Annotated in this window: 22 protein-coding genes; 8 read left to right on the forward strand and 14 right to left on the reverse strand. The window is 63.8% G+C overall.

Going from position 1 to position 26,440, the window contains the following annotated elements; all coding sequences use genetic code 11:
• Nucleotides 1-10: 10 nt before the first annotated feature.
• Nucleotides 11-1,522 (reverse strand): efflux transporter outer membrane subunit, encoded by a 1,512-nt coding sequence (locus tag FW796_RS03655; protein ID WP_446439030.1) that lies wholly within the window; start codon nucleotides 1,520-1,522, stop codon nucleotides 11-13.
• 265 nt (nucleotides 1,523-1,787) lie between these two features.
• On the opposite strand from FW796_RS03655, the gene FW796_RS03660 reads away from it, so the two are divergent.
• Together FW796_RS03660 and FW796_RS03665 are read left to right on the forward strand one after the other, a co-directional pair.
• Entirely contained in the window at nucleotides 1,788-2,756 is a 969-nt protein-coding gene (locus tag FW796_RS03660) for a LysR family transcriptional regulator (RefSeq protein ID WP_346633560.1), read from the forward strand.
• A gap of 195 nt (nucleotides 2,757-2,951) precedes the next feature.
• Nucleotides 2,952-3,926, forward strand: a complete 975-nt coding sequence (locus FW796_RS03665) for a 2-hydroxyacid dehydrogenase (protein ID WP_404938263.1) — start codon at nucleotides 2,952-2,954, stop codon at nucleotides 3,924-3,926.
• Nucleotides 3,927-4,066: 140 nt separating this feature from the next.
• Here the strand turns inward: FW796_RS03665 and FW796_RS03670 are convergent, their stop codons facing one another.
• Nucleotides 4,067-4,966, reverse strand: a complete 900-nt coding sequence (locus FW796_RS03670) for a DMT family transporter (RefSeq protein WP_404938262.1) — start codon at nucleotides 4,964-4,966, stop codon at nucleotides 4,067-4,069.
• Between the two features lie 154 nt (nucleotides 4,967-5,120).
• Between FW796_RS03670 and FW796_RS03675 the strand changes: the two genes are divergently transcribed.
• The 3 genes from FW796_RS03675 to FW796_RS03685 all read left to right on the forward strand — a co-directional run bounded on the left by FW796_RS03675 (nucleotide 5,121) and on the right by FW796_RS03685 (nucleotide 8,627).
• Nucleotides 5,121-5,996 (forward strand): helix-turn-helix domain-containing protein, encoded by an 876-nt coding sequence (locus tag FW796_RS03675; RefSeq protein WP_446439098.1) that lies wholly within the window; start codon nucleotides 5,121-5,123, stop codon nucleotides 5,994-5,996.
• 476 nt (nucleotides 5,997-6,472) lie between these two features.
• The gene (locus FW796_RS03680) at nucleotides 6,473-7,747 is read left to right on the forward strand and encodes an OprD family porin (RefSeq protein WP_446439031.1); all 1,275 of its coding nucleotides are present in this window, start codon (nucleotides 6,473-6,475) and stop codon (nucleotides 7,745-7,747) included.
• Nucleotides 7,748-7,799: 52 nt separating this feature from the next.
• Nucleotides 7,800-8,627 (forward strand): acid phosphatase, encoded by an 828-nt coding sequence (locus tag FW796_RS03685; RefSeq protein WP_346633564.1) that lies wholly within the window; start codon nucleotides 7,800-7,802, stop codon nucleotides 8,625-8,627.
• On the opposite strand, the gene FW796_RS03690 is transcribed toward FW796_RS03685, so the two are convergent.
• From FW796_RS03690 to FW796_RS03745, 12 genes are all read right to left on the reverse strand, one after another.
• Nucleotides 8,624-9,673, reverse strand: a complete 1,050-nt coding sequence (locus tag FW796_RS03690) for a hypothetical protein (protein WP_446439032.1) — start codon at nucleotides 9,671-9,673, stop codon at nucleotides 8,624-8,626. The two genes, FW796_RS03685 and FW796_RS03690, sit on opposite strands and share 4 nt — an antisense overlap.
• The gene (locus FW796_RS03695; protein WP_346633566.1) at nucleotides 9,673-12,108 is read right to left on the reverse strand and encodes a TonB-dependent siderophore receptor; all 2,436 of its coding nucleotides are present in this window, start codon (nucleotides 12,106-12,108) and stop codon (nucleotides 9,673-9,675) included. Before FW796_RS03695 ends, FW796_RS03690 begins: the two co-directional genes overlap by 1 nt.
• Nucleotides 12,109-12,301: 193 nt before the next feature.
• Entirely contained in the window at nucleotides 12,302-14,005 is a 1,704-nt protein-coding gene (locus FW796_RS03700; RefSeq protein ID WP_346633567.1) for a bifunctional metallophosphatase/5'-nucleotidase, read from the reverse strand.
• Nucleotides 14,006-14,118: 113 nt separating this feature from the next.
• Nucleotides 14,119-14,763 (reverse strand): MotA/TolQ/ExbB proton channel family protein, encoded by a 645-nt coding sequence (locus tag FW796_RS03705; protein ID WP_161466216.1) that lies wholly within the window; start codon nucleotides 14,761-14,763, stop codon nucleotides 14,119-14,121.
• Nucleotides 14,764-14,791: 28 nt separating this feature from the next.
• Nucleotides 14,792-17,032, reverse strand: a complete 2,241-nt coding sequence (locus tag FW796_RS03710; protein ID WP_346633568.1) for a TonB-dependent receptor family protein — start codon at nucleotides 17,030-17,032, stop codon at nucleotides 14,792-14,794.
• A gap of 43 nt (nucleotides 17,033-17,075) precedes the next feature.
• Nucleotides 17,076-17,846, reverse strand: a complete 771-nt coding sequence (locus FW796_RS03715) for an energy transducer TonB family protein (protein ID WP_337154164.1) — start codon at nucleotides 17,844-17,846, stop codon at nucleotides 17,076-17,078.
• Nucleotides 17,847-17,850: 4 nt separating this feature from the next.
• Nucleotides 17,851-18,258: an ExbD/TolR family protein gene (locus FW796_RS03720; RefSeq protein WP_446439033.1), complete on the reverse strand. Its 408-nt coding sequence runs from the start codon at nucleotides 18,256-18,258 to the stop codon at nucleotides 17,851-17,853.
• A gap of 168 nt (nucleotides 18,259-18,426) precedes the next feature.
• A complete protein-coding gene (locus tag FW796_RS03725; RefSeq protein WP_404938257.1) occupies nucleotides 18,427-19,416 on the reverse strand; it encodes a FecR family protein in 990 nt (329 codons plus the stop codon).
• Nucleotides 19,413-19,988 carry an RNA polymerase sigma factor gene (locus tag FW796_RS03730; RefSeq protein ID WP_123727522.1) on the reverse strand — a complete coding sequence of 192 codons (576 nt, stop codon included), beginning with the start codon at nucleotides 19,986-19,988 and terminating at the stop codon, nucleotides 19,413-19,415. The genes FW796_RS03725 and FW796_RS03730 overlap by 4 nt, the downstream gene beginning before the upstream one ends.
• 14 nt (nucleotides 19,989-20,002) lie before the next feature.
• Nucleotides 20,003-20,329: a DUF3325 domain-containing protein gene (locus FW796_RS03735; RefSeq protein ID WP_346633570.1), complete on the reverse strand. Its 327-nt coding sequence runs from the start codon at nucleotides 20,327-20,329 to the stop codon at nucleotides 20,003-20,005.
• Nucleotides 20,329-21,915: a PepSY-associated TM helix domain-containing protein gene (locus FW796_RS03740; RefSeq protein ID WP_446439034.1), complete on the reverse strand. Its 1,587-nt coding sequence runs from the start codon at nucleotides 21,913-21,915 to the stop codon at nucleotides 20,329-20,331. Before FW796_RS03740 ends, FW796_RS03735 begins: the two co-directional genes overlap by 1 nt.
• Nucleotides 21,912-22,217: a DUF3649 domain-containing protein gene (locus tag FW796_RS03745; protein WP_346633572.1), complete on the reverse strand. Its 306-nt coding sequence runs from the start codon at nucleotides 22,215-22,217 to the stop codon at nucleotides 21,912-21,914. Before FW796_RS03745 ends, FW796_RS03740 begins: the two co-directional genes overlap by 4 nt.
• Before the next feature lie 189 nt (nucleotides 22,218-22,406).
• Between FW796_RS03745 and FW796_RS03750 the strand changes: the two genes are divergently transcribed.
• The 3 genes from FW796_RS03750 (at nucleotide 22,407) to fecA (ending at nucleotide 26,390) form a co-directional block, all read left to right on the forward strand.
• Entirely contained in the window at nucleotides 22,407-22,925 is a 519-nt protein-coding gene (locus FW796_RS03750; protein WP_404938255.1) for a sigma-70 family RNA polymerase sigma factor, read from the forward strand.
• A gap of 8 nt (nucleotides 22,926-22,933) precedes the next feature.
• On the forward strand, nucleotides 22,934-23,899 hold the full coding sequence (locus FW796_RS03755; protein WP_446439035.1) for a FecR domain-containing protein: 966 nt from the start codon (nucleotides 22,934-22,936) through the stop codon (nucleotides 23,897-23,899).
• A gap of 130 nt (nucleotides 23,900-24,029) precedes the next feature.
• A complete protein-coding gene (fecA, locus tag FW796_RS03760; RefSeq protein WP_446439036.1) occupies nucleotides 24,030-26,390 on the forward strand; it encodes a TonB-dependent Fe(3+) dicitrate receptor FecA in 2,361 nt (786 codons plus the stop codon).
• Nucleotides 26,391-26,440 lie beyond the last annotated feature (50 nt).

Below are 26,440 nucleotides of genomic sequence, written 5' to 3' on the forward strand. Positions count from 1 at the left end.
GGGGCCTGCTTCAGTGGTCAAAGACGGCCAGGGCCGCCGGGGTCTTGGGCGCTTGAGTCTGGCTTTCTGACGGGACGTCGCGTCCAGCCTCCAGGCCGCCGCCCAGGGCCGTCACCAGATCCGCCTGAGCGGTCAGGCGCGCGGCCTGCACCTGTTGCTGGATCTGCTGCTGGTGGAACAGCAGGCTCTGGGCGTTAAGCACATTGAGGTAGTCGGTCAAGCCACGCTGGAAGGCCACGGTGGCGATGTCGTAGGTCTTCTGCGCAGCAGCCACCGACTCGGCGGCGAAGGCCTGCTGCTTGTCCATGGACTCGCGGCGGATCAACTGGTCGGAGATACTTTTCAGCGCGTCCACCAGGGTCTGGTTGTACTTGGCCACGGCCATGTCGTAGCCGGCGCTGGCCTCACCCAGCTCCGAGCGCAGGCGTCCGCCGTCGAAGATCGGCAGGCTGATGGCCGGGCCGACGTTGTAGTTGAGTTTCTTGCCGGTGAGGAACTCCAGGGCCCCGCCGCCAGTGGCCATGAAGCCGATGCTGCCCACCAGGTCGACGTTGGGGTAGAAGCCGGCGTGGGCCACATCGATGCCACGGGCCTGGGCCGCCACTTGCCAGCGGCTGGCGACCACGTCCGGGCGCTGGCCCAGCAGTTCGGCGGGCAGGGCCGACGGCAGTTTCAGCGCCGCGCCCAGGGATAGGCTTGGCCGCTGCAACTGCGCGCCCTCTCCCGGGCCCTTGCCGGCCAGGGCTGCCAGTTGGTTGCAGGTCAGGGCGATTTCTTCGTCCAGGGCGTCCAGTTGGCGATGGGTTTCCGGCAGCGGCGCCTCGGCCTGGCTGACTTCGAAATGGGTGCCGAGGCCGCCGTCCAGGCGCCGTTGCGCCAGTTCGAGAATCTGTTGCTGCTGCTTCAAGGTGGCCTGGACCACGTCGCGCTGGGCGAAATGCAGGGACAGCTGGATGTAGCTGCGCACCACGTTGTTCACCAGTTCCAACTGGGCCTGGCGGGCTTCGGCCACGCTCATGTGGGCCAGGTCCACGGCGCGCTCGGTGCTGTTGCTTTCCCGGCCCCAGAGGTCCAGGGCATAACTCAAGCCCAAGGCGGCGTTGTTGTCCCAGGTGGTGGTGTTGGCCAGGGCCCCGGGGCCGTAGAACTGATCGGTGGGCCAGTTGTGGCGCTTGAGGGTAGCGTCACCCTTGACCTGCAGCGACTCGGCCGACTCGGCGATACCGGCCAGGGCTTTTGCCTGACGCACCCGGGCAGCGGCCATGGCCAGGCTCGGACTGCCCTGCACGGCGAGAGTGATCCAGCGGTTCAGCTGCGGGTCGCCATAGGCCTGCCACCACTGGGCACTGGGCCAGTGGGCATCTTGCGCGGCGCTCCGGATCGCCTCGTCGGTGGCCAATGTATTAGCGGGAAGTGTCTTGCCTTGTGGGGCAATGCCTCCGGTTCCGATGCAGCCGCTGATTGCTAACGATAAAGCCCAAACACTGAGGGTCTTGAACCCTCTGCTGATGCGACGCGGCACTGCTGCGAATTCCTGAGATCGGGGGGGAATATTTCTCTCGTAGAAGTCGGCTGGCCGGCGCAGCGATACGCCTGCTACACCGCGTTGCGCGGATCGCCGAAAAACCGGCCCCTACGGATCGGCGCAATTCTAGGGGGCGGTCGGGGCGGCGATAAGCTGGGATTCCTGTGAATCTTTGTTACCGTAAACGCGATAATCCCTTGGTCGCCTATCCAAGCCCCCGTAACTTCGTGTCACAATTTGCCATCTCCCCTGAGAGCACCCCATGGACACTTTGCAAAACATGCGCGCCTTCAGTTGCGTCGCCGAAGCCGGTAGTTTCACCGCCGCTGCAGTGCAACTGGACACCACCACGGCCAACGTCTCGCGCGCAGTCTCCAATCTTGAGGCTCACCTGCAAACCCGCCTGCTCAACCGCACCACCCGCCGTATCGCCCTGACCGAAGCCGGCAAGCGCTACCTGCTGCGCTGCGAGCAGATCCTGGCCTACGTCGAAGAAGCCGAGGCCGAAGCCAGCGACGCCCACGCCCGCCCCGCCGGCCAACTGAAAGTGCACACCATGACCGGCATCGGCCAGCACTTCGTGATCGATGCTATCGCCCGCTACCGCAAGACCCACCCGGACGTGACCTTCGACCTGACCATGGCCAATCGCGTGCCGGACCTCCTGGACGAGGGCTACGACGTGTCCATCGTCCTGGCCAGCGAGCTGCCGGACTCGGGGTTCGTCTCCCAGCGCCTGGGGATTACCTACAGCATCGTCTGCGCGTCCCCGGCCTACGTGAAAGCCAACGGCTGCGCGCACAAGCCCAGCGACCTGCTCAACCATGCCTGCCTGCGCCTGGTGAGCCCGGTGATTCCCCTGGAGAAATGGACCTTCGACGGTCCCGAGGGCCAGGAGATGGTGACCATCAACAGCTCACCGTTCCTGGTGAACTCTGCCGACGCCATGAAGACCGCGATCATCAGCGGCATGGGGGTTGGCGTACTGCCGGTGTACGCCGCCATCGAAGGCCTGCGCAACGGCACCCTGGTACGGGTCATGCCCAAGTACCGCTCCCAGGAACTGAACCTGTACGCCATCTACCCGTCGCGCCAGTACCTGGACGCCAAGATCAAGACCTGGGTCGAATACCTGCGCGGTTCCCTGCCGGAGATCCTCGCCGCGCACCAGGCGGAACTGGCGGCCTATGAACTGAGTGGCAGCCTGAGCGGTGCCCGCCTGGCCAATTGACCGCCGGGGCGTCCACCCAACCCGTAGGAGCCGGCTTGCCGGCGAGGAGGCCCGCACGTCCTGCGCAAACCTGGATGCCGCCTTCGCTGGCAAGCCAGCTCCTACACACGCAGGCCCGTGGCGGGGTGCTTTGGTAGCGGCGGCAAAAATGTTAGCTTGCTTGGCATTCTCTCCCGCCTGACGAGTCTTCCCGCGATGAAAAAGACTGTACTTGCCTTCAGCCGCATCACCCCCGAGATGACCGAACGCCTGCAACAGGACTTCGAGGTCATAGTGCCCAACCCCAAGCTCGGGGACATCGCCGCGCAGTTCAATGAAGCCCTGCCCCAGGCCCACGGTCTGATCGGTGTCGGCCGCAAGCTGGGCCGCGCGCAGCTGGAAAATGCCGCGCGGCTGGAAGTGGTGTCGAGCATCTCGGTGGGCTACGACAACTATGACCTGGGCTACTTCAACGAACGCGGGCTGATGCTCACCAACACCCCGGACGTGCTCACCGAAAGCACCGCCGACCTGGCCTTCGCCCTGCTCATGAGCAGCGCCCGCCGGGTGGCCGAGCTGGACGCCTGGACCAAGGCCGGGCAATGGCAGGCCAGCGTCGGCCCGGCATTGTTCGGCGGCGATGTGCACGGCAAGACCTTGGGCATCGTCGGCATGGGCAATATCGGCGCGGCCATAGCACGGCGTGGCCGCCTGGGCTTCGGCATGCCGATCCTCTACAGCGGCAACAACCGCAAGACCGCCCTGGAACAGGAGCTGGGGGCGCAATTTCGCAGCCTGGAGCAGCTGCTGGCGGAGGCTGACTTCGTCTGCCTCGTAGTGCCGTTGAGCGAGAAGACCCGGCACCTGATCAGCCATCGGGAACTGGCGCTGATGAAGCCCAGTGCGATCCTGGTGAACATTTCCCGGGGCCCGGTGGTGGATGAGCCGGCGCTGATCGAAGCCTTGCAGAAGGGCCAGATCCGTGGCGCCGGCCTGGATGTGTACGAGAAAGAGCCGCTGGCGGAGTCGCCGCTGTTCCAGCTGAAGAATGCGGTGACCTTGCCGCACATTGGCTCGGCCACCCATGAAACCCGCGACGCCATGGCCGAGCGCGCCATGAGCAACCTGCGCAGTGCCCTGCTGGGTGAACGGCCGCAAGACCTGGTCAACCCGCAAGTGTGGAAGGGCTGATCGGCTCACCTTGACGGCCTCTTCACTGGCAACACCTCCCCCGTAGGAGCCGGCTTGCCGGCGAAGGGGCCCGCAAGTTCTGCGCAAACCTTGAAACCGCTTTCGCTGACAAGCCAGCTCCTACACAAGCCGGCGCCTGGTCAGGCGGTGGCTGCTTTGGCTGTCACCAACGGCTTGGGTTTGCGGAACACCAGGACGTTGCCCAGCATCACCAGCACCAGCCCCACCAGGGCCGGGGCGGTCCATTGGTAGCCTTCGGCAACGGCCGAGACGTTCAGCGCCACCACCGGGAACAGTACGGTGCAATAGGCCGCGCGCTCCGGGCCCATGCGCCCGACCAGGGTCAGGTAGGCGGTGAAGCCGATCACCGAACCCGGTATCACCAGGTACAGCAGCGAGCCGATATAGCGGGTGGTCCATTCCACGTCGAAGGCAATGCCCTGGGACAGGCAATACACCGCCAGCATCGTCGCGCCGTAGGCCATGCCCCAGGCATTGGTGGTCAGCGGCTTGAGTCCGGCTTTCTGCTGCAGGCTGGAGAGCATGTTGCCCGCCGAGAAGCACAAGGTACCCAGCAGGGCCAGGCCCAGGCCCAGCAGGGTTTGCGGACTGGCGCTGTGGCCAGCCAGTTCTGGCCAGAACAGCAGCCCCAACCCCAGCAACCCCAGACCGCCGCCGAGCAATACGTTGCGGGCGATCTTCTGGCCGAAGAACACTCGCGCATTGAGGGCGTTCCACAAGGTCGCGGTGGAAAACACCACCGCCACCAGACCACTGGGAATCCACTGGCTGGCGTGCAAAAAGCACATGAAGTTGATGCAGAACAGGCACAGTCCCTGGGCCAGGCAGATCAGGTGACCACGGCGGTTCATCGGCTGCAGCTTGCGGCTGAGCAACAGCAGGACGAACAGCACCAGGGCCGCCAGGGCAAAGCGATAGACGATGGACACCGGAATCGCCACCACCCCCAGTTGCAGTTTCAGGGCGATCCAGGTGGTGCCCCAGATCAGCACGGTCAACAGGTACAGCGATAGGTTCATGGCACGACTCCTCTATAAGGAGCACAGTTTCCAGCGCCGCCCCTGCCCGCGCTTGCACAAACTTGCGCTTTTTATCGGTGCCGGGCTGGCAGCACGGGTGCTACGGAGTAGGATGCGAAACACCGGCAACCGCACCCATGTTGACGTCACCACCATGCCCGCACTGGATACCCTGCAAGTCTTCCAAGCCCTCAACCGCTCGCCCAATGCTCGCCTGGAGCACAGCGCCGAGCTCGGTGACGGCTTGTCCGCAGCCTTGTGGAGCAACCATCACGACGCCCAGGAATATGAGGCGCCCAGCCACCACACCCTGTCCTGCTATCTGGCGGGCGGCACCGGCACCTTTCGCCGCGACCAGCCCGGCAGCAAGGGCGGCCCGGGCAAACTGTGCATCCTGCCCGCCGAGCACCAGTCGGCCTGGGTGATCAACGGCGATATCCGTCTGGCCCATCTGTATTTCAGCCCGGAGCAATTCGCCCTGGGCTGCGTCACCCTGCTGGACCGCGAGCCCCGGGAGCTGCAACTGCGGGAAAGCACCTTTCTCGACGACCCCGAGCAGACCCGGCGTTTTGCGCAGTTGATCCGCCTGAACTGGGACGAGCCCGGCGAGCGCCTGCTGACCAGCAGCCTGGCCCACGAGATGCTCAGCCATGCCCTGCTCCATCAAGTGGGCCCACGCCAGGGTGCCCGGCTCAAGGGCGGGCTGGCCGCGCACCAGCGGCGCCTGCTGGTGGACTACATCGACAGCCAGCTGGAAGCGCCCCTGAGCCTGGGCCAACTGGCGGGGTTGTGCGCCCTCTCCGAATACCACTTCGCCCGCATGTTCCGCACAAGCTTCGGCCTGCCGCCCCACCAATATGTGCTGGCCCGACGCCTGAGCCGGGCCCGGCACCTGCTGCGCACCACTGCCCAGCCCCTGGGGGAGATTGCACTGGCCTGTGGTTTTGCCAGTGCCAGCCACTTCAACAATCGCTTCCGCCAGGCCCTGGGGGGAACACCGGGGGACTACCGCCTGGCGTTCCTGCGCTGAGCTTCGGATTACCCATACCCCTCCTCTGCATGCCACTGCTTACGCCAAAGCCCGCATCAGCACGCCTGAAAAAGTAAATTACTCAAATTCTTTACCTAAGCAGGAAAACTCTTACCAAACAATTAAGAAACTCCTACGCAGTTCTCCGCAAAAGAGCACTTTCAACAAGTACCTGTATGACAATCAAAAAAATAAACAGGTCATTATTTTACAACTTCAGTTATCACCCCATTCACAGAGCTGATGATTCTTGCTTAACACCAGGCCCAACTTAGTCTTTAGGCCTTGAACCCCAGGCATTACGCAAAGTTTCAACAAGCAGCCGCAGGCTTTCACCCCAATCAACTTCAACCCCCAAAAAAGCAATACCCACAACTTCCACCCACCCCTCATAACATTTAAACAAAGCTGCAAAGACTCGACACATAAGCCCCAATCGACTTGTTCCTAAAACAACAAAAACAGAGAACGATGAAATGCCTTCAAGACACTTGCCACGACAATGGATCAATCGCTCCACTCTACTGTGTGCCTCGGTGCTGGCCCTCCCGGTAAACGCCGAACTGCTTGACGACAGCAGCGCGCGCCTGGAGTTGCGCAACTACTACTTCAACCGGGACTATCGCGAAGGCACCGCGCCCACCCGTGAAGAATGGGCACAAGGTTTCCTCTTGCGCCTGGATTCGGGGTTTACCGAGGGCAGCCTGGGTGTGGGTGCCGACGCCATCGGCATGCTCGGCATCAAGCTGGATTCCGCGCCCGGCCGAACCGGCACCGGGCTGCTGAAGGTGGCACGCGATGGCCGGGCAGAGGATGACTATTCGAAACTGGCCCTGGCCGGGAAGCTCAAGGCCAGCAAGACCCTGTTCAAGCTCGGCGCGCTGGTGCCGCCGGTACTGCCGACGCTGAAACCCAATGACGGCCGCCTGTTTCCGCAGATTTTTGAAGGCGGGCTGCTGACGTCGAATGAAATCGATGACCTGGAGTTTACCGCCGGGCGCCTGAGCCGGGTCATGCAGCGCAACGCCACGCAGTACACGCCGCTGACCTTGAGCCCCTTGAACCGACGCTTTCAGGGCCAGGGTGCGACGGCGGAACACTTCGACATGGCGGGCGTCGACTACCGATTCCACAAGCAATGGCTGGCTCGCTTGCATGTCGCCCAACTGGAGGACATCTACCGCCAGCAGGTTTTCACCCTGGTCAACAAGAGCCCCTGGGGAGCGGGAACGTTCAGCAGCGATCTGCGCTTGAGCCTGATGAACGACTACGGCAATGCCAAAGGCGGCAAGATCGACAACCGCGCCCTGCAGGGGTTGCTCGGCTATGCCTATAAAGGCCACAGCCTTGGCCTGGCTTATCAGCGAATGTTGGGAGACACCGGTTATGCCAACATCCTGGGTGCCGATGCCAACTTGATCAACTTATCGGTACTGGGCGACTTCGCCAATGCCAAGGAACGTTCCTGGGCACTTCGTTATGGCTATGACTTCGCCAGCCTGGGCTTGCCGGGCCTGAGTTTCAACAGCCGTTATATATCCGGCAGTCATGCCGAGATCACCGGCAGCCGAACCATTGGCAAGTCATGGGAGTTGGATAACGAACTGCGTTACGTCGTGCAACAAGGTCCACTAAAGAATTTAAGTGTGCGCCTGCGCAGTGCGCTCTATCGCTCCAACTATGCCAAGAACTTCATCCGCGATACCGATGATACGCGACTGATGTTCAATTACGCCTGGAACATCAAGTAATCCAACAAGCAGAACCGATGTAGCGGATCTAACTTTTAGAGGTGATATCCACATGCAACGTCTTCTATCAAAACGTTTGGCCGGTCTATTGTTTTTAAGCCTGATCAACCCAGCCCTGGCCGAACAAAGTGCTCAACCGGAAAGTGTCCCGGAGTTCCGACCGGGTTACTTGATCGGTTATCTGAAACAGCAGGACCTGCCCAATAGTCTGTCGCTGTTACCGCCACCTCCTGCGGTGGGGACTCCAGCCTTCGCGCTGGACCAGAGCATGGCTGAAAAAAGCCAGGCCTTGCGTGGCAGCAAACGCTGGGAGTTGGCCGTCAGCGATGCCAACCTGAAGTTCCCCGCCGCCGCAGAGACGTTTTCCTGTGCCCTGAATGCGCCAATCAGCGAGCAGCAAACACCTGCGCTGTACAGAGTCTTGCGGCGGACCCTGACCGATGCCGGGCTGGCCACCTATGGCGCAAAGAAGCGCTACCAGCGCACCCGGCCCTTCGTCTATAACCAGCAGCCCAGCTGCACCCCGGAAGATGAGGCGAAGCTGGCCGCAGATGGTTCCTACCCCTCGGGCCACAGCGCCATCGGCTGGACCTGGGCGCTGCTGTTGAGCGAACTGGCCCCCGAACACGGCAACGCGCTCTGGGCCCGCGGCCGGGCCTATTCGGAAAGTCGCATGGTGTGCAACGTGCATTGGTACAGCGATGTGCGTGAAGGCCGTGAGATTGGCGCAACCACCGTGGCCCGCTTGCACACCAACCCGACCTTCCAGGCCGACTTCGCCGTCGCCCGGCAAGAGCTGCTGGCCGTTCGCGCCAAGGGCCTGAGCGCCAGCGGCGACTGTGCGACGCAAGCGCAAGCCCTGGCACTTGGCGCTGATTAGGGCGCCAGGGTGATGACCTTGAAGGTATTGGCATGAAACAGCGGGTCCGGCCTTGGCTCGTCCGGGCTGGCGGCCGGCTGGGTGAAGTCCATGGCCGCCAGATAGACCCGCTGGCTGCGCGGGTCGAACGCCATGTTGTAGGCCATGGGCTGGGTGCTGACGGTACCCAGGGGCCGGTAGCGGTCGGCATCGAGTTGGACGATGACGCTGAGGTTGGCGTCCACCCCACTGGCGATCAGCAGGCGCCGAGCCTGCGGATCGTAGGCCAGGGCGTTGACGTCGCGGGTGATCGGCAGGCTGGCTTTCAGCGCGCCGCTGTCACGGTCGAGCACCAGCAGCACCGGCCGTTCACCGCGGCAAGCAACGAACAGCCGCCCGCGCTGTTCATCCTGGGCCAGAGCACTGGGCCGCGGGCAGTCGGAATACTGCCAGCGATCCAGGACCTTGAAACTGCTGGAGGACAGCCGCGCCACGACGCCCTCATCGCGCATCGGCAAGAAGAAACTGCCATCCCCCTTGAGCAGCAACGGGTCGATCTTCTTCACCGCCAACTCATGGGCGGCGCTGATCCGCTGCTCTTTGGGATCAAAGACGAACAGGGTCGAACGATCGGCCCGGCGCCCGCTGACGATGATCACCTGCCCCGTGCGCGGCTCGTACACCGCGCTGTTGAGGTTGCTCTTGGTCACGGCGATACGCTTGAGCAGCTTGAGTGTGGATAACTCCACCACCCCCAGGCTGCCGTCGGTATTGAGCAACAGCAGGCGATCCAGCTCCGGGACGAACACGACGCCGTTGGCCCCCTGCGACTGCTCGATGGTCCGCACCGGGCGCTGCTTGTCGACATCGAACACGCTCAGGCCGTTTTCCCGCCGCGCCAGGAACAGGTAGGGCCGGGTCGGGTCCAGGGCGATGAAGCCCCAACTGCTGCCGGAACCCGGCAACTGCACCTGTCGCTCGCGGTGGTAGAGGCGTTCATCCGTCGGCACGGCCGCCTGGGCCACGCCACAGAACGCCAAGGCCCAGCCCAGGATCAGGGTTCTCATCAGAACTCCAGGGTGCTGGACAGCGACACCTGGCGAGCGTCCCCCATGGACACGAAGAACTTGCTCACCGACGAGGTGTAGTAGGTCTTGTCGAACAGGTTCTTCACGTTGAGCTGGAACTTGACCTTCTGCCCTTCGACCTGAGTGTCGTAGGTGGCGAAGGCATCGGCCACGGTGTAGCCCGGCAGGTCGAAGCTGTTGGGCGCGTCACCGGCACGCTCACCCACGTAGCGGGCCCCGGCCCCCACCCGCAGGCGGTCGCCGCCGATCAGGCTGCCGAAGTCGTAGACCGCCGACAGCGAGCCGGTGTTCTTGGCCACGTTCTGCAGTTGCTTGCCCTTGTATTGGGTGTCCTTGGTGACCTCGGCGTCGGTGTAGGCATAGCTGCCGATCAGGCTCCACTGATCGGTGAGCTGTCCGGTCAGGTCCAGTTCCAGGCCCTGGGAATGCACTTCGCCGGCGACGCTGGAAACGGTCTCGGTGGCCGTGGCGGTGGTCACCAGTACGTTGCGCTTGGTGATGTCGAACAGCGCCGCGCTGGCGGTGATGCGCCCTGGCATGTCGAGCTTGGCCCCCAGTTCCCAGGATTTGGCTTCTTCCGGAGCGATGGAACCGTCCAGCACCACGCTGCCCCCGGCCAGTTGAGCGATGCTGGAGTTGGGTTTGAACGACTCGGTGTAGCTGCCATAGAACGACAGCTGGTCGGTGTAGCGGTACACCAGGCCGGCACGGGGCACGAACTTCTGCCCGTTGCTGTTGGTGTTGACGTGGAACGGCCGGCCCTTGCCGGCGTACTGGTCGTACTCCTGGAAGCGCCCGCCGCCCACCAGAATCCACTGGTCGGTGAGGTGGATGGCGTCCTGGAAGAACAGCGAGTCGCTGCGCAGCAAGTCGGTCTGGTCGCTGTCCGGGGCGCTGACGTTGGTTCCCGCCACTTGCTGGCCATACACCGGGTTGCGGTAGTTGAAGCTGGTGCTCTTGCCGCGGATCAGGTCGGCGCGGTAGATCTTGCGGTACTCGTCGTCCAGGCCGAACACCAGATCATGCCGCATGCCGCCCAGCTGCACCTTGCCTTCCAGGCTGACGGTGGCGTAGCGGTCGGTGGTCAGGGCGTTCTGGGTGCCGTCCATGGTCCGGGTCAGGGTGCCGTTGGCATTCACCGCGGTCAGGCGCACCTGGCTGGCGTCGTAGGTCTCGCGGTTCCAGCTGTAGCCGAAGTGGGCCTTCCAGTCGTCGCTGAGCTCGTGGTCGACTTCGAAGCGATACAGGTCCGAGCGCCCTTCCATGTTGTTGAACGGCTCGTCCAGGCGTCGGGTGGCGGGGATGTCCAGCGGGTGGTTGGTCTTGGGGTCGATGGCGGTGCCACGGTCGAAGGGGGTCAGGAACTCACGGTGCTCATAGGCCAGCAGCACCTTGGTGCGCTCGCCGTACCAGGCCAGGGACGGCGCCACCAGGGATTCGCGATGGGTGCCGAAGTTGCGCCAGTAGTCTTCGTCCTCGTGGTCGACGATCAAGCGGTAGGCCAGCCCGGAATCACCCAGCGGTCCGGTGGTGTCGAGGCTGCCGCCGCTGCCGTTCTTGCCCGAGCCGTAGGTCGAGCCACGCACGGTCAGGGCCGTGGACTGCTGCAGTTCAGGCTTCTTGCTGACGATGTTGATGACCCCGCCCGGGTCCTGGATGCCATAGAGCAGCGACGACGGGCCCTTGATCACTTCCACCCGGTCCGCCGTGGCGTTCAGGGAGCGGCCCTGCACCACCGGCATGCTGTCGCGCATGATCGAGCCGTTGCGGTTGTCGCCGAAACCACGCAGCAGCACCGCATCCTGGGTGCCGCCCAGGGTGTTGGTCTGAGTGATGCCACTTACGTTCTTCAGGGCGTCATCCAGATTGCGCGGGGTCTGGTCCCGCAGCACCTGAGCCGGCACTACGTTGATGATCTGCGGGATTTCCTGGTTCAGCGCCTGGGAACGGGCCACCGAAGTGGTGGCCGGTGGCTGGTAGCTGGTGCTGTCGTCGATGCCCTGGGTGGTGATGCTGGTGGCCCCCAGGTTCAGTGCGCCACTGTTGGGCAAGGGTTCTAGGACCAGGGTGTGCGCGTCGCTGCGCCGGTACGTGAAGCCGGAACCGCCCAGCAGACGCTGCAGGGCCTGTTCGGCGCTGAACTGGCCACTGAGGGCCGGTGCCTTGAACGCATAAGGCGCTTCGTCGGTGTAGACCACGCTGATCCCGGTCACCCGGGTGAAATCGCTCAGGGCCTGGGGCAGCGGCTTGGCCGCGATGGCAAAGTTGAACAGCGAATTGTGTTGCGCACTGCCGGCCTCGGCCGCCTGCGCCACGCTCAGGGGCAGCAAGGCCAACCCCGACACCACCAGCGCCGAAGCGCCGAACCACCGTTTGACCGAACCGTTTGCCGCCGAATGTGCCCTGGACTTCATGCTTGAGACTCGTGTGTAAAAGCGCCGTGAATGCGAATTAATCGCACTTTCAAGCATTACACGGACGTCGAGCGCAAAGACCTCACCTGTTTTTTGAAAATATTTTCAGGGACCTGACAAGCATGCCCCCCGGCGCGGCTCGGGAGCGTCTCCTGTAGCCGCGGCAACCGGCGGCTACAGGGATCGCAGGGCGCTAGTTGCTGCGCTGGATACGCCCGGCGCTGCTGCTGGAACCCACCGGCCTACGCTGCTGGTCCATGGCCTTGAGGTACTGCAACATCGCCTCCAGGTCGGAAACCCCCAGGTCACTGCGGTTCAGGCCGCTCTTGAACAGACTGAAGCGGTCACCGCCGTCGGCCAGGAAACCATTCATCACCAGCCGGTAGCTGCCGTCGGCCTGCAGTGGCTGGCCATTGAGACGCACACTGCCCGGCACCACGCGGCTGTCCAGCGGACGCTTGGCATCCCAGCGGTAGCTGAAGCCCTGGGACACTTGCAGGATATTGGCATCGTCCGCGCCCTTCCATTGCTGGTTGAGCACCTGTTCGATCTGCCGCCCCGTGAGGTCGAAGGCGATCAGGTTGTTGTTGAACGGCTGCAGGGTCGCCAGTTGCCCGTAGTTCACTTGGGTCTGCCCCGGCTCCAGGGCCAGATCGCTGCGAATGCCGCCGGTATTCATGAAGGCGATTTGCGCACCGTTGGCCCGGCCCCCCGCCAGATGGGCATCGGCGATCAGGTCGCCGATGGGCATTTCCCCGGCGTTGTCGGCGCGCCGGGCAATCGGCGAGGCGGCAATCGCCCCCACCGGCTGGAGCAGCACCTGATTGCTGCGGGCCTCGACCTCCTGTTGCAGCTTCGCCAAGTCCTGGTCCTGTGGATAACGGGCCGGGTCGGCCAACAGGTTGAGCGCCTGGATGCTCGCCACCCGGTGCTGGCCCGGGGTCACTTGCAGGGTCAGATGGGTCAGCAGGTGGCCGTAGGAATTGCCTTGGGTCACCAGCAATGGCCCGACCTTGCACAGGTAGCCCTGATGCGAGTGAGCGCTGATCAGCACGTCCACCGCCGGGTCCAGGCGCTTGGCCACGTCGACGATATCGCCGCCGAGTTGCGAGCAGTCCTGCTTGTCGAACGGTTCCGGGGTCGCGCCGCCCTGGTGCACCACGGCGACGATGGCGTTAACGCCCTGGGCATTGAGCTCGGGGATCAGCTGGTTGATGGATTCGGCTTCATCGGCAACCTTGAGGCCACGCATGCCCTTGGCGCTGACCACCGAAGCCACGTCCCGCAGCACCGCGCCAACGAAGGCCACCTTGACCCCGCGCACCTCTTCGATGCGATAGGCCGGCAACAGCGGTTTGCCGGTGTCGCTGTCCAGCAGGTTGGCCGCCAGGTAGGGGAAACCGCTGCCCGGGTAATTCGCTCGGAACTGGCAGGCCTTGTCCGGCCGTGATGACTGGCAGCCGCCGTTGAGCTGGCGCAGGAACTCGGCCTTGCCGTTGTCCAGTTCGTGGTTGCCGATGGCGCTGAGCTTCATGCCCATGTGGCGCAGGGCTTCCAGGGTCGGTTCGTCGGCCCACATGGCCGACAGCGGCGGGCTGCCGCCCACCAGGTCGCCGGCGCCGATGAACAGCAATTGCGGGTCCTGCTGGCGCAACTGGGTCAGCATGCCGCCCAGAGTGGCGATGCCCCCGGCCTGCAGCTTGCGCACACCGCCGGGGGCCTGGGGATCCTTGACGCTGAAGGGGTTGGCCTGCAGATAGCCGTGCAAGTCGTTGATGGCGACGATGTTCACCGCCACCGGTTGCGGCTCGCGTGGCACCGAGCTGCAACCGGCCAGGGTGACCAGGGCCAGGGTCAGTGCACCCAGCATCCGGGGCATGGGACGAAGACGGGACATGGATAGAGTCCTTGGCAAATCGGCAAAAAAAGACCGCTGGTGATCAGCCGGCGCAGCCCCCTGAACAACAGGGGCCCCAGCGTCGATCACCAGCGGCTACAGAGGGCAACTCATCAGGCGGTTTGCAGGCCGCCATGCACCGCTGGTGCGGCCGTTGGAGCTTTCAGCGCGGTGCCCATGCCGGCGCGCAGCAGGAGGATCTTCAGGTGGTCGGTGATGCGCTCGACCCGGTCCTGGAAGTGGTTGTGGAAGATCATGCTGCCCAGGGCGATGGCGATACCCAGGGCCGTGGCGTAGAGCGCGGTGCCGATGCCCTTGGACACTTCGCCCGGATCGCTGACGCCGGTCTCGGCCAAGGCCTTGAAGGTGTCGATGATCCCCAGGATGGTGCCCAAGAGCCCCAGCAGGGGCGCGGCGGTGACCACGGTTTCCAGCAGCCACAGACCGTGCATCAGCTTGCTGCGGGTGGCGATGTAGATCGACTCGCTGAGGTCTTCCAGGTCCTTGTGGCTGGCCAGTCCCTGCTTGTGGGCAAACAGCTCGGCGACCATTTCCAGGGGCAGGCTGTTGCGCTCACGCAGTTCGGCGGGCAGGTCGTCGACGCTGTGCATCTTCGGGTTGAGCACGGCCTCCAGTTTCTTCGCCTGGCGCAGGCTGAAACTGAAGTAGATGCCCCGCTCTACCGCGATAAAGGCGGCAATCGCAGCAGCGCCGTACATGGTGTAGAAGGTGATGTCGTGCAGCAGATTCATGTCCATCGTCATTTCCTCGTGTGCCTGAAACGGATCAGAACCCGGCTTCCAGGGAGACCATCGCGGTGCGTTCCTCACCGACGTTGTAGTAGGCGGTGCTCGGTGCCAGGCCATTGGTGCGCTGGGTGTTGAACGACACGGTGCGGGTCGAGGCCAGGTATTCCTTGTCGAACACGTTGAGCATGGAGAAGCGCAGGGTCGCGGACTTCAGCACTTTCTTGTCCACCGGCAAGTGGATACCGGCATTGAGATCCACCACGGTGCGTCCGGCGATCTTCTCGTCGTTGGTCAGGTCGCCGTAGAAGGCGCCGACGTACTTGCCGACGACGTTGCCGTAGTAGCGCGAGTCGTCGTAGCCCAGGCTCAGGTTGAACATGTTTTCCGGCACGTTGGCCAGTTGCTTGCCGGAGGTGGGCAGCAGCACGTTCTTGTTGCTCAGGTCGTCCATCTGCTCGGACTTGGTGTAGGTGTACGAGGCGTAGTAGTTGAAGTTGTGTGGCAACTTGCCGCTCCACTCCAGCTCCAGGCCGCGGTTCTTCACTTCGCCGACGTTGGCCACTACGTAGTCGCCGTTGACGTCGGTGGTGGAGATCTGCCGGTCCTTGAAGCTGATGTAGAACAGGGTCGCGCTCAGGGCCATGTTCTCTTCGCTGTAGCGCCAACCCAGTTCCTGGTTCCAGCTCAGCTCGGGTTTCAGGCTGATGGAATCACCCTTGTTGTAGAGCACGTAGTTGGGCGGCGTGCGCATGTTGCGGGTGACGTTGTAGAAGGCCTGGTTGCTCGGGTCGATCTGGTACTTGGCGTTGAAGCTGGGCAGGAACTCGTGGTACTTGGCGTCGCGTTTTTCCGGCTTGTCGGTGAGGCTGCCGAGGTTGTTGCCGTCACGTTCCACGTACTGGTAGGCCAGGGCCCCGGTGAGGGTCAGGTCCGGGGTCGCCTGCCAGGTGTCCTGCACCCAGAGTTTCTGCGCCGGGGTCACGGTGTATTGGTGACGGCCCTGGACCGTGGCGCCGTTGCGGTCCACCAGTTGGTCGGAACCGTTGTAGTCGCCCCAGACATTTTCCGGGGCGCCATTGCCCTTGATCCCGATGAAGGGCTGGGTCTGGCGCTGGCGGGCGCGCTCGTACCAGTAGCCGACGTCCAGGCTGTGCTCTTCGTTGAGGTCCCACTTGAGCTTGGTGGTCATCCCGGGGCGCCAGGTTTCGGTCCACGAAGGCCGGTAGTAGGTGCCGCTGGGCAAGCCGGCCAGGTTGTAGTTGCCGGCCTTGTTCGACGAGGCGGACAAGCTGGTGGCGGTCTGGCCGCTGAAGCTGCCGCCGTTGGACCACACGTAGTACGGGTTCAAGGTCAGGCTCAGGTCATCGCGCAGCTGGAAGCGCTGGGTGACCGAGGCGGTCACGCTTTCGAAGGGGTTGCGGTTGAGCTTGTAGGACTGGGACACGCTGCCGTTCTTGAACACGGTGCTTTCCGAGTAGTCCAGGCGCCGGCCCTGATTCTGGAACTGGGCCTTGCTGAGGCTGTTGTAGTTGTAGTTTTCCTGCAAGTTGTACTTGACGATGGCATTGGTGGAGTTGCCGTTGCCGTCTTCGAACAGGGTGTTCCACTCGACCTTGTCGGCCCGCAAGGTGCCCTTGCCGCGCCACTTGTCGCCCTCGGTGTGGGACGCCGAGACCCAGGTCTTGAAGCCGCCCAAGTCACCGGTGTTGAGACGGGCGAAGCTCTTGCGCACGTTGTTCGAGCCGATGGACTGCTTGGCGAACACGCCGAAGTCCTTGGTCGGGCGCACGGTCACCAGGCCGATGTTGCCGCCGCTGGAGCCGATGTGCGGGCCGTCGGCTTCCGACGAGCCCTGGGTGACGAAGACTTCACTGAAGTTCTCCGGGTCGCCCATCAGGTTCGGGTAGATGCTGTAGTCCCCCGAATCGTTGATCGGGAAACCGTCGGCGGAAAGCCCGACCTGGTCGGAGTTCATCCCGCGCATGGTGAAGTTGGTGCCGCTCAGGCCCGTGGCATCGGTGCTGGAGACGTTGATCCCCGGGGTGTACTTGAGCTTGTCCACGGCGTTGGCGGTGGGGGCCATCTGATCCATGGCCTCCTTGGTCACGGTGGAGCGCCCTTTGGCGCTTTCTTCCTTGATCATGTGGCCGTTGCCCAGGGTCTGTTTACCGGCAACGTTCACCGAACCGACGTCCACTGTATCGTCGGCCATAACCAATGGCGCAAAACTGCCCAGGCCCGATGCCAGAAGCAGGGCATAAAGTTTATTGATCTTCACGGGTCAATCCCTTGCTTACAACTTTCGTTAATAGGTGATGGGTTTATTCCACGTTGTAACTAAAGGTCGCGGTAAAACGTTGCTTGTTCTTGCCGGAGAACGCGTCCGAGGGAAACGGTGAAACTTTCTCCACGCGGCGCAAACTGGTTTGCGCGGCGCGATTGAGCAACATGTTCGGCGCCTTGTTTTCGATGCCACTGTCGAGCACGTTGCCGGCCCGATCGACTTCCAGCCAGATCACTACATCGCCCTGGGGACGTTGCAGCGAGGCCTCGCGGCCACTGGGGTATTGCTTGTGCTTTTCCAGTTCCTTGCGCAAAGCGGCGGTGTACAGGCTTTCCTTGATGGCACTGGCGGGCGCCGCGGGTGCGGGGGCCGGAGCCGGTGCGGGAGCCGCTGGCGCCACCGCCGGTTGCGGCGCTGCAACCACCGCAGGCTGCGGCGCGGGGGCACTCCTGGCCACCTGAGCCGGAGCCGGCTTGGGCGGTTGCGGCTTGGCCAGCAACGGCTTGGGCGCTGGGGGTTTGGGCTTGACCACCGGCTTGGGCTTGGGCGGCTCGATCACCAGCGGTTCTTCGTCGGGCACCACCAGCGGTGGCTCGGGCTCGATCGGCAGCGGCTCGGGTTCAGGCGGTGGCGGCTCTGCCGCGGCCACCAGTTCCGCCGCATCCACCAAGGCAATTTCCACCGTGCTTTCGTCGTACACCGGCTTGATCTGCAACTGTTGCAACTGACTGGCATAGATCAGCAGAAACAGCAGGCCGGCCGGCAGCAGGCACGCAAGCCACTTGCGAGTTCTATATAAACCGAACATGGCGTCAGGACTTGCGCGTAGCGATGGAGACGGAATAGAAGCCATTGCCCTTGAGCAAGTCCATCACCGAAACCAGGCGTTTAACTTCAACACCCTGATCGCTATTAATAATGATCACCAACTTTTCGCTGCCGTTGTTCAGCACTTTGAGTTGTGCCAACAGCGCCCCTTCATCCAGATCCTGGCCGTCGAGTTGCAGGCGTTCTTGCAAGCCCAGGGTAATCACCGCCTTGTTTTGCGGCTTCAATTGTTGCGCGGTACTGGCGACCGGCAACTGCGTCTTGATTCCCACGGCGGGAATCACGTTGAGACTGATCAGTACGAAGAACACCAGGAGAAACATCATCACATCGATCATCGGAATGATTTCGATGTGGGCCTTCTTCTTTTTAGCGACATCCCAGCTGCGCATCGTCTTGCTCCCGCTTCAGCCTTCCCTCCCTTGTGAGAGCTGAATCACAACCCTCGCCGATCCTGACCATGTGCTCAGGAATCCGCAGATCATCCGCGCCTGATGTAACGGTTTGGTGACAGATCCGTGTGATATCGATGAATGTTCGGGAGCTCTGGGACGGGCCTTTCAGCGCAGGACTATGAGCCTGCCGAGGAGTTGGTGCTGTTCGAAGCCCAGGGCCGCCTGCAGGGAATCGAGGACCGCCTGAGGGTCCTTGCTGGAGAAACTGCCACTGACCCGACGCGCTGCCAGTTGGTCATCGAGCAGCAGGATGCGTCCGGGGAAATAGCGCCGCAGGTCCTGCACCACCACGGCCAGGGGCGCGTGGTAGTAGTTCAGCCAACCCTGGCGCCAGGCCAGTTGCGCCTCGCTGTCGACACCCTGCAACGGGGTCGCCTGACCATGACCGTACGCCACCTGCTGGCCGGCACCGAGCACCTGCTGCGCCGCGCCTTGGGCAGCCGTGACCCCGACACGCCCGGACAGCACCGTAACCTGGGCACCGTCCGCTTGCAGACGCACTTCGAACTGGGTGCCCAGGACCCGCGCTTCGCCCTCCCCGGCCGCTACCACAAAGGGCGCGCCGGTGTGGCTGACGCTGAAGAAACCAGCGCCACGACGCAGCTGCACATGCCGTTCGCCGCGGCTGAAGTCCACGGCAATGGCGCTGTCGGCGTCCAGGGTGACCTGACTCTGGTCGGCAAGAATCACCGTGCGGACCTGGCCCGGTGCCGAAACGTAATCGGCTCCCAGGTCATCGACCCAACGGCCCGGCTGCCAGCCGGCGCCCAGGGCGACCACCAGCAGTACACTGGCGGCCATGGCCAACCCCGCCGACCAGCGCCGCCGGGCCCGAGCCCTGGCTCCATCCATGGCGCGCAGCAGGCCCTGCAGGGCCAGGGCGTCTTCATCCGCCAGGGTCCGCGCCGGCTGTTCGCTCAACTCCCACAGCACCTGGGCCTGGGCATAGGCTTCGACGTGGGCCGGATCGGCCTGCAGCCATTGGCTGAAGGTGGCCTGGTCGCCACTGCTGGGCTGGTCGTGAAGCAGGCTCAGCCAGGCCAGGGCGGCCTGTTCCTGGGCGGGCGTCGGGATGACACTGGAGCGCTGATTCACGGTGCATTCCTTGGCGTGCGCGTGGTCGAGGGTTCCCGCAGGCTGGCCTTGCAGGCTTCGAGGGCGCGCATCATATGTTTTTCCACGGCGCTTTGGGACAGGCCCATGACCTTGGCGATCTCGGCGTACTTGCGCCCGTGGATACGGTTGAGCAGGAAGATCTGCCGGGTCCGCTGCGGCAGGCTGCGCAGGGCGGCCTCCACGTGCCGCAGGTCGTTGCCGGCTTCCAGGGCGGCCTGGGGCTCGCAGCCCTGGTTGTCCTGCTGCTCCGGCAGCCAGCCTTCACTGACCCGCACCCGTGCACCTTCGCTGCGCAAATGATCGATGGCGATGTTGCCGGCGCAGCGCAGCAGGTAGGTGCTGAGCTCTTCGACCTGCACCAGAGGCCGGCGCCAGAAGCGCAGGAACAGGTCCTGCACCAGATCCGCGGCGGTGGCCCGGCAGCCGACCCGGCGGCTGACCAGGGCTTCCATCTGCGAACGCTGGGACAGGAACACCTGGAGAAAATGCGCACGACTGCCCCGCAGATCGGGGTGATCCAGATCGCCGGGCTCCGGCGGCAGGGCGCTCATCACGGGCCGCTCCCTCAGAACTGGGCCAGGGCCGCGAGGGGGCTGGCCAACAGACTGGCCCCCGCCATCGACAGTACCAGACGCGGGCGATAGGGCAGCAGCAACACCAGCAGCAAGGCACTGCACATCAGCACGGCGCACCACTGCACCAGCCCCAGGCTCCAGCCGGTGTCCTGCACTGCCGCCGCCAACGACAGGCCCAGCAGCAACCAGCCTCCCAGGCGCAGGCCATGGCGGCGCCGAGTCGTGGGCTTGTGCCCCAGCAGCTCGCCGTGATGCCGGTCCAGGGACAGGCACAGGCCGGTGAATCCGGCAAAACACAGCAGCAGCGCCAGCAACATCAGTTCACCTCGGTTTCAGGGGCCAGTGGCCGTTGCCGTGCCGCACGGGGCGCAGCACGGGCCGGTGCTTGCTGGCCGCGATGCATCTTGCGCGCCGCCCAGGCCAGGAACAGGCCGCTGCTCAGGCAGGCCAGGTCGAAGCCCGCCAGCATCCAGTCGCCACGCACCATGAAGCCGTCCATCAGGCTCGGGCTGGTCACAGCGTCCAGCAAGGGGATGCAGGTGAACAGCAAGGCGGCGAGGCTCAATTGCTCGACCCAGGCTCGCCGCCCGGGCCGGGCCACGGCATGCACCAGGCTCAGGCCCCACAGGATGAAGAAGCTGTTGACCTCCCAGTCGGCGCGCTCGGCGAAGGCTGCCGGCAACAGCCGGTTGGCCCAGAAGAAGCCGGCCACCGCCAGCACCAGCCCGGACATGCTGGCAATGTTCAGCACTTCCACCAGGCGCAGCTCAAAGGGCATGACCCCGCTCTTGGCGTGCTTGAGCTGGCGCTTGCCCAGCCAGATCACCAGCCCGGTGCCGATCATCGCGGTGCTCGCCAGGCCGCAGATAAAGTACAGCCAGCGCAACACCGGACCGGCGAACAGGCCCATGTGCAAGCCATAGAAACTGCCGCCGATGGCCATGGGCAGGGACTGTTCGGGGCTGGCCTCCAACGGCTGGCCGGTGACCCCGTTGAACGACACGGTGCTGCCAAGATCCCGGGCCACCCGGTCGGCACTGTGGCGCATGACGTGTACCGAGGCGTTCACATCCCCCGGGTGGTTGACCACCAGCCGCTGCGCATGGCCCCCCGGCCAATGCTCCAGGGCTTGCTTGAGCAGCGGGTCGAGGGCCGTCAGCGCTGCCGGCTGCCCGGCCGCCGGCGTGCTGTTGCTGGCCGGCCGCAAGTCCTTGAAGAACGCACTGCTGTCGCCCTTGTACGCCACCAGGATGCTCGCCGGCATGACCATGGACATGAAGATCACCAGGCTGCTGTAGGTGATCATCAGGTGGAATGGCAGCACCAGCACGCCCACCGCGTTGTGCCCGTCGAGCCAGGTGCGCTGGCCCTTGCGGGGCCGGAAGGTGAAGAAGTCCTTGAAGATTTTCTTGTGGATGATGATGCCGCTGATCAGGGCCACGAACATCACCATGGCGGCCAGGGTCGACAACCAGCGCCCCCAGGGATAAGGCATTTGCAACTGGAAGTGAAAACGATAGAAGAACTCGCCGCCACGGGTATCGCGCACCTGCAGTTCGCTGCCGGTGCTGGGGTCCAGGAGTTTTTCCGTGAAGTCGCCACGCTCGCCCGGGGCGCTCGGCGCCTGCCAGGCCACCGACAGCAGCGGCTGGCGCGCATCGGGCAGGCTGATGAACCAGCGCTGTGCACCCTGGCCGTGCTGTTCCAGGTAACGCTGGGCGCGATCCAGGCTGGTATCGGCATTCACGGCCCGGACCGGGGCTTCCGGCTGCATCCAGTGGGTAATTTCTTCCTTGAAGTAGGACAGGGTCCCGGTGAAGAAAATCGCGAACAGCAACCAGCCGAACACCAGCCCGCCCCAGGTGTGCAGCCAGGCCATGGACTGACGGAAACCTTCCTTCATGGTAATGCCACCCAATAGGCGCTGCCGGCGACCAGCGCCAGCACCAGGCTTGGCAGCAACAGGCCGAACCAGGCCTGCCAGGCAGTGCGACAGGAGAAGCACCAGAGCACCGCCAGCAGATAGAACACAAAGGAGGCCATCATCCCGCTGAGCACGGCGTCGGCCCTGGGAATGGGCAGCAGCAGGGTCAGGCAGACGCTGGACAGCGCCGCCAGCAGATAACCACCCAGGACCGCGGCACAGACCCGCGACACCACTGCCAGACGATAGGAAGCGGGAATTCCGCCGGCCTTGCTTTTCATGTTTGAACCTTGAAGCGAGGGGATGCCCGGGGCACTGCACAGGCCGTCGGGGAGAAACAGGCGGACAATACTAATGATAAATATTCTCATGCGCAAAAAACACTGACAAAGCCGTTCGTTTCCGTCGGTCCGGGCTGATTGCCGAATGCCATGTCGCACCACTACAATGCGAACAATTCTTGTTCTCTTATGCGCCTTATCGGTGCAGGAGCGTCCGACTTGTCCCATTGCGCTACCGTCGAAGGCCTCTACCAAGCCCATCACAGCTGGCTGAACACTTGGCTGCGGCGCCGGCTCGGCTGCCCCCACAGTGCCGCCGACCTGGCCCAGGACACCTTTATTCGCGTACTCAGTGCCCGGGAAACTCCGACCCTGATCGAACCCCGGGCGTTTCTCACCACCATCGCCAAACGGGTGTTGTTCAACCACTTCCGACGCCAGGACCTGGAGCGGGCCTATCAGGAAACCCTGGCGCAGATGCCGGAGCAGGTGGCCCCCTCCGAAGAGGAGCGGGCCATCATCCTGCAGACCCTGATGGAGCTGGACGCCTTGCTCGACGGCCTGCCACGCCCGGTCAAGCGGGCCTTTCTGCTCTGTCAGCTCGATGGCCTGACCTACGGCCAGATTGCCGAGCAATTGAACATCTCCATCGCCACGGTCAAACGTCATCTGAACAAAGCCGCCATGCGCTGCTATTTCGCCCTGTGAGCGCCTCGATGAATCCACACCTCAATGGCCAGCCCGACTTCAGCAACCCCGTGGCCGAACAGGCCGTGCACTGGCTGATCGAAATGCAAGGCGGCGCCTTGAGCCCGCGCCAGCAAGCGGCCTGGCAGCAATGGCACGACGCCCACAGCGAACATCAGCGAGCCTGGGAGCATATTCAACGGGTCAATCAGCGCTTGCGCGGCTTGTCCTCGCCCCTGGCCCACGCGGCCTTGAATGCGCCGAAGTCCGCCAGCCGGCGCCAGGCCTTGAAGCTGCTGCTGATTCTCGGTGCCGGCTCGGCCGCCGCCTGGGGCCTGCGGGAACACAACCCGCTGCCGCCGCTGTTGGCGGACTACCGCAGCTCCCTGGGCCAGCGGCGCACTTTGCAACTGAGCGATGGCAGCCAGCTGCAGCTCAACACCAGCAGCGCGGTGGATGTGCGCTTCGATGCACAGCAACGACTGATCCGCCTGCTGGAGGGCGAGATCATGCTCAGCGCCGGCAAGGACGCCCGGCCGCTGCTGGTACAGACCGCCCAGGGGCAGGTACGACCCGCTGCCGCACGGATCAACCTGCGCCAGTTCAAGGAGCACAGTCAGTTGGCGGTATTTTCCGGAACGGTCAGTGTGACGCCTTCGCACTACAGCGCACTGCCGCCTCAAGTCGCGGCCGGACAACAATTGAATTTCACCCACAGCAGTTGGCAACCGCCCCGGGCCCTGGATGCCGGCAGCGGTGCCTGGAGCGAAGGCATGCTGGTGGCGGCCCATATGCGCCTGGCGGATTTCCTCGACGAGTTGGGGCGCTACCGTCGTGGCCAGTTGAACTGCGACGCCCAGGTGGCGGACCTGCTGATCTCCGGCAGTTATCCCCTGGATGACAGCGAGCGGATTCTCGAGCTGCTGGAAATCAGCCTGCCGGTGCGGGTGCGGCGCTTTACCCGTTATTGGGTCACCGTCCAGGCGCGGGCCTAAGTCTGGCCGGTGATTGGCTGAGTGTTTTCCATACCGGAAAAAAACTTTCAATTCAGGTGAGCCGTTTTCCAGGGCTCGGGTGACAGAGAAGGAAAGCCACCTTGATTCCCCCTTCTCAGGATCACCGTTCATGACCGAGCAACCCACCCGCCTCACGCCCCTGGCCCGCACCCTGCGTCACCTGCTGCTGGGGGCAAGCCTGAGCCTGGCCAGCCTGCCCCTGGTCCAAGCCGCCGAGGCCCAGGCCAAGAGTTATCACATTGCCCCGACCTCGCTGGAGAACGCGCTGAACCAGTTCGGCCGGCAAGCTGGGGTGCTGATTTCCTTCGGTTCACAGGTCACCAGCGGTGTGCAAAGCCGTGGCCTGGAAGGCCAGTACAGCCCGCAGCAAGGCCTCGACGCCCTGCTGCAAGGCACCGGCCTGCAAGCCCGAGCCGAGGGCAGCAACGCCTTCAGCCTGCAACCGGACAGCCCCGAGACTGCCCCGGCGTCGGTGCAGCTGGAAGCCTCCAGCGTGGTCGGTGACTGGCTCGGCGATGCCCAGCAGAGCGATGTCTTCGAGCACCCCGGCGCCCGGGACGTAATTCGGCGGGAAGAGTTCGAGCGTCAGGGCGCGACCCAGGCCCGGGACGTGCTCAATCGGATTCCCGGGGTCAATGCACCGGACAACAACGGCACCGGCAGCCACGACATGGCCCTGAACTTCGGCATTCGCGGCCTCAATCCGCGTCTGGCCTCGCGCTCCACGGTGCTGATGGACGGCATCCCGGTACCCTTCGCCCCCTACGGTCAGCCGCAACTGTCGTTTGCCCCCATCAGCATGGGCAACATGGATGCCGTGGACGTGGTGCGTGGCGGCGGCGCCGTGCGCTACGGCCCGCAGAACGTCGGCGGCATCGTCAACTTCGTGACCCGGGCGATTCCCGACGCACCGACGGTCAAGGGTGGTTTTCAGACCGAGACCAGCCCCTCCTCCAGCCATGACGGTTTCAAGACCAGCGCCAACCTGCTGGCCGGCGGCACGGCCGACAACGGCCTGGGTGGCGCCCTGCTGTACTCCGGCACCCGCGGCGGCGACTGGCGCGAACACAGCGACACGCAGATCGACGACCTGATCCTCAAGGGCAAGTACCAGCTCGACGAGGCCAACAGCTTCAATGCCATGGCCCAGTACTACGAGGGTGAAGCGGACATGCCCGGTGGCCTGAACGTGGCGAACTACAAGGCCGACCCGTATCAGTCCACCCGTCCCTATGACAAATTCTGGGGTCGACGCACGATGTTCAACGTCGGCTATCGCTATCAGGAAGATCGCCGGGAGTTCACCGTCAACAGCTTCTTCACCAAGACCCTGCGCAGCGGCTATCTGGACCAGGGCAGTTTCCTCTCCCTGTCACCCCGCGAGTACTGGGTACGTGGCCTGGAAACCCGCTTCGCCCAGGGCTTCGACCTGGGAGACAGCAGCCATGAAGTGGGCGTCGGCTACCGCTACATCAACGAAGCCGGGCATGAACTGCGCTATCGCACACCGCTGACCGCCAACCAGCAACTGCCCACCACCAACAGCCGCAACGACCGGGATACCCGCGGTGGCACCGAGGCCCACGCGTTCTTCGTCGACGACCGGATCGATATCGGCAAGTGGACCCTGACCCCGGGCATCCGCTACGAGATGATCGAGTCGCAGCAGAGCAACAACCTCACCAATGTTAAATACAAAGGCGACTACAACACCGCGCTGCCGGCGCTGAATGTGTTGTATCACCTCAACGAGAGCTGGAACCTCTACGCCAACACCGAAGGCTCCTTCGGCAGCGTGCAGTACAGCCAGATGCCCAACCGCGTGGCCAGCGGCGAGGTCAAACCGGAAAAGGCCCGTACCTGGGAACTGGGCACCCGCTATGACGACGGCACCCTGCGGGCAGAGATCGGCGCCTTCCTGATCAACTTCGACAACCAGTACGACAGCAACCAGACCAACGACACGGTGATCGCCCGGGGTGAAACCCGCCACCAGGGCATCGAGAGCAGCATCAACTACGCCCTGGACGGCCTCGATCCGGCGCTGGCCGGTTTCAACGTCTACGCCACCTATGCCTACGTCGATGCCACGATTCGTGAGGACGGCCCGAACAAGGGCAACCGCGTGCCCTTCTCCTCCAAGCACAAGGGCACCCTGGGGGTGAGCTACACCGAAGGTCCGTGGAAGCTCAACCTCGACAGCAGCTACCAGAGCGGCCAGTTCGCCGACAACGCCAACACGTCACGCGAAAGCGTTGACGGCAGCAACGGCCGCATCCCCGGCTACATGCTGTTCAGCACTCGCGCCGGCTACGACTTCGGTCCGCAGCTGTCGGACCTGAATGTCGCGGTGGGCGTGAAGAACATCTTCAACCACCAGTACTTCACCCGCTCCTTCGACGACAACAACAAGGGCAAGTACGTGGGTGAGCCGCGCACCCTTTACGTACAGACTTCAGTGGCGTTCTGACTTTTTCTCGCCCACAACAAAACGGGCCTGCAATGCAGGCCCGTTGGTTG

The organism is Pseudomonas sp. 910_21 (genome assembly GCF_052850735.1).

Excerpts from the sequence above, each read along its gene's own strand:
- FW796_RS03660 (WP_346633560.1), top strand. The coding sequence starts at position 1,788 with ATGGACACTTTGCAAAACATGCGCGCCTTCAGTTGCGTCGCCGAAGCC.
- FW796_RS03665 (WP_404938263.1), top strand. The coding sequence starts at position 2,952 with ATGAAAAAGACTGTACTTGCCTTCAGCCGCATCACCCCCGAGATGACC.
- FW796_RS03670 (WP_404938262.1), bottom strand. The coding sequence starts at position 4,966 with ATGAACCTATCGCTGTACCTGTTGACCGTGCTGATCTGGGGCACCACC.
- FW796_RS03675 (WP_446439098.1), top strand. The coding sequence starts at position 5,121 with ATGCCCGCACTGGATACCCTGCAAGTCTTCCAAGCCCTCAACCGCTCG.
- FW796_RS03680 (WP_446439031.1), top strand. The coding sequence starts at position 6,473 with ATGCCTTCAAGACACTTGCCACGACAATGGATCAATCGCTCCACTCTA.
- FW796_RS03685 (WP_346633564.1), top strand. The coding sequence starts at position 7,800 with ATGCAACGTCTTCTATCAAAACGTTTGGCCGGTCTATTGTTTTTAAGC.
- FW796_RS03690 (WP_446439032.1), bottom strand. The coding sequence starts at position 9,673 with ATGAGAACCCTGATCCTGGGCTGGGCCTTGGCGTTCTGTGGCGTGGCC.
- FW796_RS03695 (WP_346633566.1), bottom strand. The coding sequence starts at position 12,108 with ATGAAGTCCAGGGCACATTCGGCGGCAAACGGTTCGGTCAAACGGTGG.
- FW796_RS03700 (WP_346633567.1), bottom strand. The coding sequence starts at position 14,005 with ATGTCCCGTCTTCGTCCCATGCCCCGGATGCTGGGTGCACTGACCCTG.
- FW796_RS03705 (WP_161466216.1), bottom strand. The coding sequence starts at position 14,763 with ATGGACATGAATCTGCTGCACGACATCACCTTCTACACCATGTACGGC.
- FW796_RS03715 (WP_337154164.1), bottom strand. The coding sequence starts at position 17,846 with ATGTTCGGTTTATATAGAACTCGCAAGTGGCTTGCGTGCCTGCTGCCG.
- FW796_RS03720 (WP_446439033.1), bottom strand. The coding sequence starts at position 18,258 with ATGCGCAGCTGGGATGTCGCTAAAAAGAAGAAGGCCCACATCGAAATC.
- FW796_RS03730 (WP_123727522.1), bottom strand. The coding sequence starts at position 19,988 with ATGAGCGCCCTGCCGCCGGAGCCCGGCGATCTGGATCACCCCGATCTG.
- FW796_RS03735 (WP_346633570.1), bottom strand. The coding sequence starts at position 20,329 with ATGTTGCTGGCGCTGCTGCTGTGTTTTGCCGGATTCACCGGCCTGTGC.
- FW796_RS03740 (WP_446439034.1), bottom strand. The coding sequence starts at position 21,915 with ATGAAGGAAGGTTTCCGTCAGTCCATGGCCTGGCTGCACACCTGGGGC.
- FW796_RS03745 (WP_346633572.1), bottom strand. The coding sequence starts at position 22,217 with ATGAAAAGCAAGGCCGGCGGAATTCCCGCTTCCTATCGTCTGGCAGTG.
- FW796_RS03750 (WP_404938255.1), top strand. The coding sequence starts at position 22,407 with ATGCGCCTTATCGGTGCAGGAGCGTCCGACTTGTCCCATTGCGCTACC.
- FW796_RS03755 (WP_446439035.1), top strand. The coding sequence starts at position 22,934 with ATGAATCCACACCTCAATGGCCAGCCCGACTTCAGCAACCCCGTGGCC.
- fecA (WP_446439036.1), top strand. The coding sequence starts at position 24,030 with ATGACCGAGCAACCCACCCGCCTCACGCCCCTGGCCCGCACCCTGCGT.